Origin of the sequence: Streptomyces sp. NPDC046859, assembly GCF_040645135.1 — a bacterium.
Taxonomy (GTDB): Bacteria; Actinomycetota; Actinomycetes; order Streptomycetales; family Streptomycetaceae; genus Streptomyces.
Map to the genome: position 1 here is coordinate 14,523 of NZ_JBEYXR010000038.1, position 12,742 is coordinate 27,264.

Annotated in this window: 12 protein-coding genes; all 12 read left to right on the top strand. The window is 71.6% G+C overall.

Features of this window, described 5'->3' with window-relative positions; translation table 11 throughout:
- Positions 1-4 precede the first annotated feature (4 nt).
- The 12 genes from ABZ899_RS33885 to ispG all read left to right on the top strand — a co-directional run bounded on the left by ABZ899_RS33885 (position 5) and on the right by ispG (position 12,726).
- Positions 5-877 carry a glycosyltransferase gene (locus tag ABZ899_RS33885; RefSeq protein ID WP_361354064.1) on the top strand — a complete coding sequence of 291 codons (873 nt, stop codon included), beginning with the start codon at positions 5-7 and terminating at the stop codon, positions 875-877.
- Between the two features lie 96 nt (positions 878-973).
- A complete protein-coding gene (locus ABZ899_RS33890) occupies positions 974-1,903 on the top strand; it encodes an ABC transporter permease (protein WP_361353965.1) in 930 nt (309 codons plus the stop codon).
- The gene (locus tag ABZ899_RS33895; protein ID WP_361353968.1) at positions 1,896-2,675 is read left to right on the top strand and encodes an ABC transporter ATP-binding protein; all 780 of its coding nucleotides are present in this window, start codon (positions 1,896-1,898) and stop codon (positions 2,673-2,675) included. The genes ABZ899_RS33890 and ABZ899_RS33895 overlap by 8 nt, the downstream gene beginning before the upstream one ends.
- Before the next feature lie 385 nt (positions 2,676-3,060).
- On the top strand, positions 3,061-3,960 hold the full coding sequence (hpnC, locus tag ABZ899_RS33900; protein ID WP_361354067.1) for a squalene synthase HpnC: 900 nt from the start codon (positions 3,061-3,063) through the stop codon (positions 3,958-3,960).
- Positions 3,957-4,907, top strand: a complete 951-nt coding sequence (gene hpnD / locus ABZ899_RS33905) for a presqualene diphosphate synthase HpnD (protein WP_361353971.1) — start codon at positions 3,957-3,959, stop codon at positions 4,905-4,907. The genes hpnC and hpnD overlap by 4 nt, the downstream gene beginning before the upstream one ends.
- On the top strand, positions 4,907-5,158 hold the full coding sequence (locus tag ABZ899_RS33910) for a DUF6380 family protein (RefSeq protein ID WP_361353974.1): 252 nt from the start codon (positions 4,907-4,909) through the stop codon (positions 5,156-5,158). The genes hpnD and ABZ899_RS33910 overlap by 1 nt, the downstream gene beginning before the upstream one ends.
- A complete protein-coding gene (gene hpnE / locus ABZ899_RS33915) occupies positions 5,155-6,582 on the top strand; it encodes a hydroxysqualene dehydroxylase HpnE (protein ID WP_361353977.1) in 1,428 nt (475 codons plus the stop codon). Before ABZ899_RS33910 ends, hpnE begins: the two co-directional genes overlap by 4 nt.
- A gap of 71 nt (positions 6,583-6,653) precedes the next feature.
- The gene (locus ABZ899_RS33920; RefSeq protein ID WP_361354070.1) at positions 6,654-7,718 is read left to right on the top strand and encodes a polyprenyl synthetase family protein; all 1,065 of its coding nucleotides are present in this window, start codon (positions 6,654-6,656) and stop codon (positions 7,716-7,718) included.
- 143 nt (positions 7,719-7,861) lie between these two features.
- Entirely contained in the window at positions 7,862-9,880 is a 2,019-nt protein-coding gene (shc, locus tag ABZ899_RS33925; RefSeq protein WP_361353980.1) for a squalene--hopene cyclase, read from the top strand.
- Positions 9,877-10,518, top strand: coding sequence for a 1-hydroxy-2-methyl-2-butenyl 4-diphosphate reductase (locus ABZ899_RS33930; protein WP_361353983.1), 642 nt, complete (start codon positions 9,877-9,879; stop codon positions 10,516-10,518). The genes shc and ABZ899_RS33930 overlap by 4 nt, the downstream gene beginning before the upstream one ends.
- A gap of 5 nt (positions 10,519-10,523) precedes the next feature.
- Entirely contained in the window at positions 10,524-11,546 is a 1,023-nt protein-coding gene (gene hpnH / locus ABZ899_RS33935; RefSeq protein WP_361353986.1) for an adenosyl-hopene transferase HpnH, read from the top strand.
- Between the two features lie 4 nt (positions 11,547-11,550).
- On the top strand, positions 11,551-12,726 hold the full coding sequence (gene ispG, locus ABZ899_RS33940; RefSeq protein ID WP_361353989.1) for a flavodoxin-dependent (E)-4-hydroxy-3-methylbut-2-enyl-diphosphate synthase: 1,176 nt from the start codon (positions 11,551-11,553) through the stop codon (positions 12,724-12,726).
- The last annotated feature ends 16 nt before the right edge of the window (positions 12,727-12,742 follow it).

Here is a 12,742-nt window from a genome sequence, read left to right on the forward strand (position 1 = left end):
CGGCATGAAGGTCGGCGCGGTCGTCATCACGATGGGCAACCGCCCCGAGGAGCTGCGCGCCCTGCTCGACTCGGTCGCCAAGCAGGACGGCGACCCGGTCCAGGTCGTCGTGGTCGGCAACGGCTCACCCGTCCCGGACGTCCCCGAGGGCGTGCGCACCGTCGAGCTGCCCGAGAACCTCGGCATCCCCGGCGGCCGCAACGTCGGCATCGAGGCCTTCGGCCCGAGCGGCCGGGACGTCGACGTCCTGCTCTTCCTCGACGACGACGGACTGCTGGCCCGGCACGACACCGCCGAGCTGTGCCGCCAGGCCTTCGAGGCCGACCCGGGGCTCGGCATCATCAGCTTCCGCATCGCCGACCCCGAGACCGGGGTCACCCAGCGCCGCCACGTCCCGCGGCTGCGCGCCTCCGACCCGATGCGCTCCTCGCGGGTCACCACCTTCCTCGGCGGCGCCAACGCCGTGCGCACCCAGGTCCTCGCGGAAGTCGGCGGCCTGCCGGACGCATTCTTCTACGCGCACGAGGAAACCGATCTGGCATGGCGGGCCCTCGACGCGGGCTGGATGATCGACTACCGGTCCGACATGGTGCTGTACCACCCCACGACCGCGCCCTCGCGGCACGCGGTCTACCACCGCATGGTCGCCCGCAACCGGGTCTGGCTCGCCCGCCGCAACCTGCCCGCGCCGCTGGTCCCCGTCTATCTCGGCGTGTGGCTGCTGCTCACCCTTCTCCGGCGCCCCTCGGCACCGGCGCTGAAGGCGTGGTTCGGGGGTTTCCGGGAAGGCTGGAGGACTTCGTGCGGTCCCCGCCGTCCCATGAAGTGGCGTACGGTGTGGCGGCTGACCCGACTGGGCCGGCCCCCTGTCATCTGACAGGTTCGGCCCTGAGGAGCACCGGCCCGCACCCCGGCCGCAGGTACATGCCAGACCCGCACAGGCTGCGCATCTCGAAGACGAAAGTTTCAACTGGTGAGTGAGACAACGCACGACGGCCCGGTCGCGGTGAGCGCGCCGCCGTCGCCCGACGAGGGACTCACGGCGGCCGAGCTGGCCGCCAAGTACGGGCTGTCCGTGAGCGGCGCCCGGCCCTCGCTGTTCGAGTACGTCCGCCAGCTCTGGGACCGGAGGCACTTCATCCTCGCGTTCTCGCGGGCGAAGCTGACCGCCCAGTACAGCCAGGCCAAGCTCGGGCAGCTCTGGCAGGTGGCCACCCCGCTGCTGAACGCCGCCGTGTACTTCCTCATCTTCGGTCTGATCCTGCAGGCCGACCGCGGCATGTCCCGCGAGGTGTACGTGCCGTTCCTGGTCACGGGCGTCTTCGTGTTCACCTTCACCCAGAGCTCGGTGATGGCGGGGGTCCGCGCGATCTCCGGCAACCTCGGGCTGGTGCGCGCGCTGCACTTCCCGCGGGCCTCGCTGCCCATCTCCTTCGCGCTCCAGCAGCTCCAGCAGCTGCTGTTCTCGATGGTCGTGCTGTTCGTCGTGGCGGTGGCCTTCGGCAGCTACCCCTCGCTGTCCTGGCTCCTGATCGTCCCGGTGCTGGTGCTCCAGTTCTTCTTCAACACCGGCCTCGCGATGATCATGGCGAGGGCCGGTGCCAAGACCCCGGACCTCGCCCAGCTGATGCCGTTCGTGATGCGCACCTGGATGTACGCGTCCGGCGTGATGTTCTCCATCCCGATCATGCTGGAGGGCAAGCCGGAGTGGATCGCCACGGTCCTGCAGTGGAACCCGGCCGCGATCTACATGGACCTGATGCGCTTCGCCCTGATCGACGGCTACGGCTCCTCCAACCTGCCGGACCACGTGTGGATGGCCGCGCTCGGCTGGGCCGTGCTGTTCGCCGTCGGCGGCTTCGTGTACTTCTGGAAGGCGGAGGAGAGGTACGGCCGTGGCTGAGCAGAAGCCGGGGGAGCTCGTCCCCACCGTCATCGCCGACGAGCTGCACATCGTGTACCGCGTCAACGGCGCCAAGTCCGGCAAGGGCAGCGCCACCGCGGCCCTGAGCCGCATCCTCAAGCGCGGCGAGGAGCGCGGGGTGCGCAAGGTGCACGCCGTGCGCGGTGTCTCCTTCGTCGCCTACCGGGGCGAGGCCATCGGCCTCATCGGCTCCAACGGCTCCGGCAAGTCCACCCTGCTGCGGGCCATCGCCGGGCTGCTCCCGGCCGAGAAGGGCAGGGTCTACACCGACGGGCAGCCCTCGCTGCTCGGTGTGAACGCCGCCCTGATGAACGACCTCACCGGCGAGCGCAACGTCATATTGGGCGGGCTCGCCATGGGTATGACCCGCGAGCAGATCAAGGCGCGCTACCAGGACATCGTCGACTTCTCCGGCATCAACGAGAAGGGCGACTTCATCACCCTGCCGATGCGCACCTACTCGTCCGGCATGGCCGCCCGGCTGCGGTTCTCCATCGCCGCCGCCAAGGACCACGACGTCCTCATGATCGACGAGGCGCTGGCCACCGGCGACCGCAAGTTCCAGAAGCGCTCCGAGAACCGCATCCGCGAGCTGCGCAAGGAGGCCGGCACGGTCTTTCTCGTCAGCCACAACAACAAGTCGATTCGCGACACCTGCAACCGCGTCCTGTGGCTGGAACGCGGCGAGCTCCGGATGGACGGACCGACGGACGAGGTCCTCAAGGAGTACGAGAAGTTCACGGGCAAGTAGTCCACCCCGTGGTGGGCCGTGTGGCCCAGAACGCTTCGCATGGCCCCGCCGGAACTGCTCCGGTGGGGCCGCGCGTCTGCAAAGGAAACGTCAACTCCGGCTGGTGCGAGGAATCTTGGCGCCAATCGGTGTGTTCTTGTGATGTGCAGGACACCCCCAGGAGCCGTGCAGGGTTGTACAACGTAAGCTGTACCGGTACCGAAACACGCAAGTGGGGCGATAACACGTGATGTCTGCCTCCGGGCCGCGGCACGGAGGCCCGGGCGGCGTGTCCGAAATAGTGCGCATCGGGTCTGCGGTGTAGAACGGGAGATGTGACGGCAATGGCTACGGAAACTCCCCAGCTCCACGCAGCGTGCGCCGTCCTCGCGCCGGGCAGTCCGCGGTGACGGGTGCCGACGCGCTCACCGCCGATCCGGAGCGCGCCACCCTCCACAAGGCCGCCGCGGAGAACTTCCCCGTGGCGCCGTTCTTCCTGCCCAGGGCCTGGCGCACCGACCTCATGGCCGTCTACGGCTTCGCCCGCCTCGTCGACGACATCGGCGACGGCGACCTCGCGCCCGGCGGAGCCGACGCCCGCCTGCTCGGCGTGTCCGCCGCGGACGCCGACGACCGCCTCGTCCTGCTGGACGCCTTCGAGGCCGACCTGCGCCGCGTCTTCGACGGCACCCCCCGCCACCCCCTGCTGCGCCGCCTCCAGCCGACGGTCCGCCGCCGCTCGCTGACCCCCGAGCCCTTCCTCCGCCTGATCGCCGCTAACCGCCAGGACCAGCTCGTCGGCCGGTACGAGACCTACGACGACCTCCTTGCCTACTGCGAACTGTCCGCCAACCCCGTCGGCCGGCTCGTCCTCGCCGTCACGGGGACCACCACACCCGAGCGCGTCCGCCGCTCCGACGCGGTGTGCACCGCGCTGCAGATCGTCGAGCACCTTCAGGACGTCGCCGAGGACCTCGGCCGTGACCGGATCTATCTGCCCGCCGAGGACATGAAGCGCTTCCACGTCGGCGAAACCGACCTGGCGGCGAAAACAGCGGGCGCGTCGGTGCGCGCACTGGTTGCATACGAAGCCGAACGCGCCCGGAACCTCCTGAATGAAGGCACGCCCCTCGTGGGTAGCGTCCACGGCAGGCTCAAGCTGCTGCTGGCGGGTTTCGTGGCGGGGGGAAGGGCGGGCGTCGAAGCGATCGCCGCCGCCGAATACGACGTACTCACAGGCCCGCCCAAGGCCGGCAAGCTCCGGCTGCTGCGCGAGGTGGGCGGGACCCTGCGAGGAGAGGGGTGATCCGGACCGTGGAGTCTGCACCACACGTGTCCGCACCGGTACTCGCCGCCTACAGCTACTGCGAGACCGTCACCGGACGGCAGGCCCGGAACTTCGCCTACGGCATCCGGCTGCTCCCCACGCCCAAGCGCCGGGCGATGTCGGCGCTGTACGCGTTCTCGCGCCGGGTCGACGACATCGGCGACGGCGCCCTGCCCGGCGACGTCAAGGCCGCCCGGCTCGAGGACACCCGCAAGGCGCTGACCCGGATCCGCGAGGGCGAGATCGACGAGGACGACACCGACCCCGTCGCCGTCGCGCTCGCGCACGCCGCCGCCACCTTCCCGATCCCGCTCGGCGGCCTGGACGAGCTGATCGACGGCGTGCTCATGGACGTCCGGGGCGAGACCTACGAGACCTGGGACGACCTCAAGGTCTACTGCCGCTGCGTCGCGGGCGCCATCGGCCGCCTCTCCCTCGGTGTCTTCGGCACCGAACCGCACGCGCGCGGCGCCGAACGCGCCCCCGAGTACGCCGACACCCTGGGCCTGGCCCTCCAGCTCACCAACATCCTGCGCGACGTCCGCGAGGACGGCGAGGGCGGCCGTACCTATCTGCCCTCGGACGACCTCGCCAAGTTCGGCTGCTCGGCCGGCTTCCACGGGCCCACCCCGCCGGAGGGCGCCGACTTCGCCGGCCTCGTGCACTTCGAGGTGCGCCGCGCCCGCGCCCTGTTCGCCGAGGGCTACCGGCTGCTCCCCATGCTCGACCGGCGCAGCGGCGCCTGTGTCGCCGCCATGGCCGGCATCTACCGCCGCCTCCTGGACCGCATCGAACGCGACCCGGAGGCCGTCCTGCGCGGCCGCGTCTCCCTGCCCGGCCGGGAGAAGGCCTACGTGGCCGTCCGCGGGCTGTCCGGCCTCGACTCCCGGCACGTGACCCGGCGAGCGGTCAGGAGGCGTGCCTGATGGACCACGCGCTGGGAGGAAAGAGCCTGGGTCGTGTCCGCAAGGTCCCGCCCGCCGTCCGGCCCGCCGGGAGCGCGCACCGGACCCCGCTCGGCCCGCCCTCCGGGCGGACGACGCGCCTTTGCGGACAGGACCGAGGCGGAGAACGGCGGGCAACCCTCCGCGGCCGTACCGCGTCCCTGACCACGACGACCGGCCGAACGGCGTCCGGACGCACGCACGGCGGTCGCACGGGGGAGGGCGCGCGATGACCGACGGCACACGGTCCGAGGGACCGCTCGCCGGCGCCCCGGACCGCTTCGGACGGGACGCCGTCGTCATCGGCGGCGGGCTCGCCGGCGTCACCGCCGCTCTCGCGCTCGCCGACGCCGGTGTGCGCGTCACCCTGCTGGAGGGCCGGCCCCGGCTCGGCGGCCTCGCCTTCTCCTTCCGGCGCGGCGACCTGACCGTCGACAACGGACAGCACGTCTACCTGCGCTGCTGCACCGCCTACCGCTGGTTCCTCGACCGGATCGACGGGGCCGCGCTCGCTCCCCTGCAGGAACGTCTCGACGTGCCCGTCGTCGACCTCGGCAAACCCGAGGGACGGCGGCTCGGCCGGCTGCGCCGCGACCCGCTCCCCGTCCCCCTGCACCTCGGCCGCAGCCTGGCCGCCTATCCGCACCTGTCGCTCGCCGAGCGGGCGAGGGTCGGACGCGCCGCGCTCGCGCTCAAGGGCCTCGACCCGGCCGACCCGGACCTCGACGGCCAGGACTTCGGCAGCTGGCTGGCCGCGCACGGGCAGTCCCCGCGCGCCGTCGAGGCCCTGTGGGACCTGGTCGGCGTCGCCACCCTCAACGCCGTCGCGGGCGACGCCTCGCTGGGGCTCGCCGCCATGGTGTTCAAGACCGGCCTGCTGTCCGAACCGGGCGCCGCCGACATCGGCTGGTCCCGCGTCCCGCTGGGCGACCTGCACGACGGGCTGGCCCGCAAGGCCCTCGACTCCGCGGGCGTGCGCACCGAGCTGCGCACCCGCGCCACCGCCCTCTCCCGGGACGCCGACGGACGCTGGAGCGTCCAGGTGCCCGGCGAGACGCTCCACGCGGACGCCGTCGTCCTCGCCGTGCCCCAGCGCGAGGCCCACGGCCTGCTGCCCGACGGCGCCCTCGACGCCCCCGAACGGCTGCTGCGCATCGGCACCGCGCCGATCCTCAACATCCACGTCGTCTACGACCGCAAGGTCCTCGCCGCCCCCTTCCTGACGGCCCTCGGCACCCCGCTGCAGTGGGTCTTCGACCGCACCGAGGCGGCCGGACTCACCGAGGGCCAGTACCTCGCCGTGTCCCAGTCGGCCGCGCAGGACGAGATCGACGCACCCGTGGCCACCCTGCGCGAGCGGTACCTGCCCGAACTGGAGCGGCTGCTGCCGCGCGCCCGGGACGCCCGCGTGAAGGACTTCTTCGTCACCCGCGAACGCACCGCGACGTTCGCCCCGACCCCCGGCGTCGGGCGGCTGCGGCCCGGCGCCCGCACCAAGGCACCCGGCCTGTACCTGGCCGGAGCGTGGACCGCCACCGGGTGGCCCGCGACCATGGAGAGTGCGGTCCGCAGCGGCGTCGGAGCGGCCGAGGCCGCCCTCGGCGCCCTCGGCCGGCCCCGCCCCGGCCATCTCTTCGCCATCGAGGAGGCGGCCTGATGCTGAACGAGCACGCGGCGGCAGGCTCCCGCACCCCCGGTACCGCAACAAGAGGAGAGACCGTGCCCACTGTGCCCCCGGCCGAGATGGCCGCTCGAGAGACCGCGGTCGACGTGACCGCGCTCCTGGAGCGCGGGAGGACCCTGGCCACACCGGTACTGCGGACGGCGATCGACCGCCTGGCCCCTCCCATGGACACCGTCTCCGCCTACCACTTCGGCTGGATCGACGCCGACGGCAACCCCACGGCCGGCGACGGCGGCAAGGCCGTACGCCCCGCCCTGGCGGTGCTCTCCGCCGAGGTCACCGGCGCCGCCCCCGAGGTCGGCATCCCCGGGGCCGTCGCCGTCGAACTGGTCCACAACTTCTCCCTGCTGCACGACGACCTGATGGACGGCGACGAGCAGCGCCGGCACCGCGACACCGTCTGGAAGGTGCACGGCCCCGCCCAGGCCATCCTCGTCGGCGACGCCCTGTTCGCCCTCGCCAACGAGGTCCTGCTCGAACTCGGCACCGTCGAGGCCGGCCGCGCCGCCCGCCGGCTCACCACCGCCACCCGCGCCCTGATCGACGGTCAGGCCCAGGACATCTCCTACGAGCACCGCGACCGCGTCAGCGTCGAGGAGTGCCTGGAGATGGAGGGCAACAAGACCGGCGCCCTGCTGGCCTGCGCCTCCTCCATCGGCGCGGTCCTCGGCGGCGCGGACGAGCGGACCGCCGACACCCTGGAGAAGTACGGCTACCACCTCGGCCTCGCCTTCCAGGCCGTCGACGACCTGCTCGGCATCTGGGGCGACCCGGACGCCACCGGCAAGCAGACCTGGAGCGACCTGCGCCAGCGCAAGAAGTCCCTGCCGGTCGTCGCCGCGCTCGCCGCGGGCGGCAGCGCCTCGGACCGGCTCGGCGAGATGCTCGCCGCCGACGCCAAGAGCAGCGACTTCGAGAACTTCTCCGAGGAGGAGTTCGCGGCCCGCGCCGCCCTGATCGAGGAGGCGGGCGGCCGCGAGTGGACGGCCGGGGAGGCACGCCGCCAGCACACCATCGCCGTCGAGGCCCTCGACGCCGTCGACATGCCCGAGCGCGTCCGGGCGCAGTTCACGGCGCTCGCCGACTTCGTGGTCGTCCGCAAGAGATGAACACCACCGGGGGAAGAGAGATGATCGGTATCGGTCGAATAGTCCTCGCGTAGTCGCCGGCCGGTGGCGCTGGACGCAGCGCCCCGGCCGACGGCGGACCCACAGCAGACGCACCGCTTGCAGCACTGCACGAAGGGGAAGCCATGACAGCGACGACCGACGGAAGCACCGGGGCCCCGCCGCCCCGGGCCGCCGCGGCCAGTGACATCCACAGCGAGACCCCCCTGGCGGCCGGGGCGCACGAGGCCGCCGAACGCGCCGTCCGCCGCGCCACCGACTTCCTCCTGGCCCGCCAGGACCCCGAGGGCTGGTGGAAGGGCGACCTCGAGACGAACGTCACCATGGACGCCGAGGACCTGCTGCTGCGTCAGTTCCTCGGCATCCGGGACGAGGAGACCACCCGAGCCGCCGCGCTCTTCGTCCGCGGCGAGCAGCGCGACGACGGGACCTGGGCCACCTTCTACGGCGGTCCGGGCGAACTGTCCACCACCATCGAGGCGTACGTCGCCCTGCGGCTGGCCGGCGACGCGCCCGACGCGCCGCACATGGCGAAGGCCTCCGCCTGGATCCGGGCACAGGGCGGCATCGCCGAGGCCCGGGTGTTCACCCGTATCTGGCTGGCCCTGTTCGGCTGGTGGAAGTGGGAGGACCTGCCCGAACTCCCGCCGGAGCTCATCTACTTCCCCACCTGGGTACCGCTCAACATCTACGACTTCGGCTGCTGGGCCCGGCAGACCATCGTCCCGCTGACGATCGTCTCCGCGAAGCGCCCGGTGCGCCCCGCGCCCTTCCCGCTCGACGAGCTGCACACCGACCCGGCGCACCCCAACCCGCCCAAGCCGCTCGCGCCGGTGGCGAGTTGGGACGGCGCCTTCCAGCGGCTGGACAAGGCCCTGCACCAGCTGCGCAAGATCGCGCCGCGCAGACTGCGCAAGGCGGCCATGAACAGCGCCGCCCGCTGGATCATCGAACGCCAGGAGAACGACGGCTGCTGGGGCGGCATCCAGCCCCCGGCGGTGTACTCGATCATCGCGCTGCACCTGCTCGGCTACGACCTCCAGCACCCGGTCATGCGCGAGGGACTGGCGTCCCTGGACCGCTTCGCCGTGTGGCGCGAGGACGGCGCCCGGATGGTCGAGGCGTGCCAGTCACCGGTGTGGGACACCTGTCTGGCCACCATCGCGCTGGCGGACGCGGGACTGCCGGCCGACCACCCGCAACTCGTCAAGGCCGCCGACTGGATGCTGGGCGAGGAGATCGTCCGGCCCGGCGACTGGGCGGTCCGGCGTCCCCAACTGCCGCCCGGCGGCTGGGCCTTCGAGTTCCACAACGACAACTATCCCGACATCGACGACACCGCCGAGGTGGTCCTCGCGCTGCGGAGGGTCCGCCACCACGACCCCGAGCGGATGGAACGCGCGATCGGCCGCGGGGTGCGCTGGAACCTCGGCATGCAGTCCCGCGACGGGGCCTGGGGCGCCTTCGACGTCGACAACACCAGCCCCTTCCCGAACCGGCTGCCGTTCTGCGACTTCGGCGAGGTCATCGACCCCCCGTCGGCGGACGTGACGGCGCACGTCGTCGAGATGCTCGCCGTCGAGGGGCTCGCCCACGACCCGCGCACCCGGCGCGGCATCGCGTGGCTGCTCGCCGAACAGGAGTCTGACGGCTCGTGGTTCGGGCGCTGGGGCGTCAACTACCTCTACGGCACCGGGTCCGTCGTCCCGGCCCTGGCGGCCGCCGGCTTCCCCGGCTCCCACCCGGCGATCCGCCGGGCCGTCGCCTGGCTGGAGTCCGTCCAGAACGAGGACGGCGGCTGGGGCGAGGACCTGCGCTCCTACAAGTACGTCAAGGAGTGGAGCGGCAGAGGCGCCTCGACGGCGTCGCAGACGGCCTGGGCGCTGATGGCGCTCCTGGCGGCGGGGGAGAGGAACTCCAAGGCCGTCGAGCGCGGCGTCGAGTGGCTCGCCGCCACCCAGCGGCCGGACGGCTCCTGGGACGAGCCGTACTTCACCGGCACCGGCTTCCCCTGGGACTTCTCGATCAACTACCACCTCTACCGGCAGGTCTTCCCGCTGACCGCGCTCGGCCGGTACCTGCACGGAGAACCCTTCGCCGGCAAGGCGACCGCCCCCGCGGCCGACGCCGAGGGGAGCGGATGACCTCACAGCCCGCCCCGGCCCCGCTGCTGATCGCCTGCGCGCTCGGCATCGAGCAGATCGCCCTGCGCACCGGCGACCGGGGCGGGGCCGGCGGGCCGGTCACCGTGCTGCGCACCGGCATGGGCCCCCGATCGGCCGAGCGCTCGGTGACCCGTCTGCTGGCCGGTCCGGCGCTGGCCGGGGCCGCCGTCCTCGCCACCGGCTTCTGCGCGGGCCTCGCCCCCGGGATGCACCCCGGCGACCTCGTGGTCGCCGAGGAGACCCGGGATCCGGCGGGAACCGTTCCGTGCACGGGGACCGACCTACTGGTCGAAGCACTCACGCGGTCCATCCCGGGCCGCACCGTCCACACCGGACCGCTCACCGGCTCGGACCATGTCGTCCGTGGTCAGGAACGGTCCGATCTGCTCACGACCGGCGCGATCGCGGTCGACATGGAGTCCGCGGCCACGCTCCTGAGCGCCGTACGCACGGGCGAGCGCCCGGTTGCGGCCGTCCGGGTGGTCGTGGACGCTCCAGAACATGAGCTCGTCCGGATCGGCACATTGCGCGGTGGAATATCGGCCTTCCGCGTTCTTCGTTCCGTTCTGCCCGCTTTCTATGAATGGCACCGTTCCTTGCTGCTCCCCAGGAGGTGAGCCAGATGGCCATGCCGCTGCGCCAGTCCATCAAGGTCGCTACTTACTTGGCCGAACAGAAGCTCCGCAGGCGCGACAAGTTCCCCCTCATCGTCGAGCTGGAACCCCTGTTCGCCTGCAACCTCAAATGCGAGGGCTGCGGCAAGATCCAGCACCCGGCGGGCGTCCTGAAGCAGCGCATGCCCGTGGCACAGGCCGTGGGCGCGGTGCTGGAGTCCGGTGCGCCGATGGTGTCCATCGCCGGCGGTGAGCCGCTGATGCATCCGCAGATCGACGAGATCGTGCGGCAGCTCGTGGCCAAGCGCAAGTACGTCTTCCTGTGCACCAACGCCATGCTGCTGCGCAAGAAGATGGACAAGTTCACGCCGTCGCCGTACTTCGCGTTCGCCGTGCACATCGACGGCCTGCGCGAGCGCCACGACGAGTCCGTGGCGAAGGAGGGCGTCTTCGACGAGGCCGTCGAGGCGATCAAGGAGGCCAAGCGGCGCGGCTTCCGGGTCACCACCAACTCGACGTTCTTCAACACCGACACCCCGCAGACCGTCATCGAGGTGCTCAACTTCCTCAACGACGACCTCCAGGTCGACGAGATGATGATCTCGCCCGCCTACGCCTACGAGAAGGCCCCCGACCAGGAGCACTTCCTCGGCGTCGAGCAGACCCGCGAACTGTTCAAGAAGGCCTTCGCCGGCGGCAACCGCCGCAGGTGGCGGCTGAACCACTCGCCGCTGTTCCTCGACTTCCTCGAGGGCAAGGTCGACTTCCCGTGCACGGCCTGGGCGATCCCGAACTACTCGCTCTTCGGCTGGCAGCGCCCCTGCTACCTGATGAGCGACGGCTACGTCCCGACGTACCGCGAGCTGATCGAGGACACCGACTGGGACAAGTACGGCCGCGGCAAGGACCCGCGCTGCGCCAACTGCATGGCGCACTGCGGCTACGAACCCACCGCCGTCCTCGCCACCATGGGCTCGCTGAAGGAGTCGCTGCGCGCCATGCGTGAGACCGTCTCCGGAAACCGGGAGTGACCCCATGACCGCCATCTCCTTGGGCGTCCCCGAGGTACCGGCCCGGCCGATCGCCGAGCGACGCGCGTCCCGGCAGATCCAGGTCGGCCCGGTGGCGGTCGGGGGCGGCGCCCCGGTGTCGGTGCAGTCGATGACGACGACGCGCACGTCCGACATCGGTGCGACGCTGCAGCAGATCGCGGAGCTGACGGCGTCGGGCTGCCAGATCGTGCGGGTGGCGTGCCCGACGCAGGACGACGCGGACGCGTTGGCGACGATCGCCCGCAAGTCGCAGATCCCGGTGATCGCGGACATCCACTTCCAGCCGAAGTACGTGTTCGCGGCGATCGAGGCCGGTTGTGCGGCGGTGCGGGTGAACCCGGGCAACATCAAGCAGTTCGACGACAAGGTCAAGGAGATCGCGCGGGCCGCGAGGGACCACGGCACGCCGATCCGGATCGGGGTGAACGCCGGGTCGCTGGACCGGCGGCTGCTGCAGAAGTACGGCAAGGCGACGCCGGAGGCGCTGGTGGAGTCGGCGCTGTGGGAGGCGTCCCTGTTCGAGGAGCACGACTTCCGGGACATCAAGATCTCGGTGAAGCACAACGACCCGGTGATCATGATCGAGGCGTACAAGCAGCTCGCCGCCCAGTGCGACTACCCGCTGCACCTCGGCGTGACCGAGGCCGGCCCGGCGTTCCAGGGCACCATCAAGAGCGCGGTGGCGTTCGGTGCCCTGCTGTCGCAGGGCATCGGCGACACCATCCGGGTGTCCTTGAGCGCCCCGCCCGCGGAGGAGGTCAAGGTCGGCATCCAGATCCTGCAGTCGCTCGGGCTGCGGGAACGGCGCCTGGAGATCGTCTCCTGCCCGTCGTGCGGCCGGGCGCAGGTCGACGTCTACAAGCTGGCCGAGGAGGTCACCGCGGGTCTGGACGGCATGGAGGTGCCGCTGCGGGTGGCGGTCATGGGGTGTGTCGTCAACGGCCCCGGCGAGGCCCGCGAGGCCGACCTCGGCGTCGCCTCCGGCAACGGCAAGGGCCAGATCTTCGTCAAGGGCGAGGTCATCAAGACCGTCCCCGAGTCCAAGATCGTGGAGACCCTGATCGAGGAGGCCATGAAGCTGGCCGAGCGGATGGAACGGGACGGGGCCGCATCGGGCGTCCCCACCGGCACGGGGAAACCGGCAGTGACGGTGAGTTGAAGCACGGCACGGACCG

Coding starts and splice junctions, on each gene's coding strand:
- ABZ899_RS33885 (WP_361354064.1), top strand. CDS start 5: ATGAAGGTCGGCGCGGTCGTCATCACGATGGGCAACCGCCCCGAGGAG.
- ABZ899_RS33910 (WP_361353974.1), top strand. CDS start 4,907: ATGGACCACGCGCTGGGAGGAAAGAGCCTGGGTCGTGTCCGCAAGGTC.
- hpnE (WP_361353977.1), top strand. CDS start 5,155: ATGACCGACGGCACACGGTCCGAGGGACCGCTCGCCGGCGCCCCGGAC.
- shc (WP_361353980.1), top strand. CDS start 7,862: ATGACAGCGACGACCGACGGAAGCACCGGGGCCCCGCCGCCCCGGGCC.
- ABZ899_RS33930 (WP_361353983.1), top strand. CDS start 9,877: ATGACCTCACAGCCCGCCCCGGCCCCGCTGCTGATCGCCTGCGCGCTC.
- hpnH (WP_361353986.1), top strand. CDS start 10,524: ATGGCCATGCCGCTGCGCCAGTCCATCAAGGTCGCTACTTACTTGGCC.
- ispG (WP_361353989.1), top strand. CDS start 11,551: ATGACCGCCATCTCCTTGGGCGTCCCCGAGGTACCGGCCCGGCCGATC.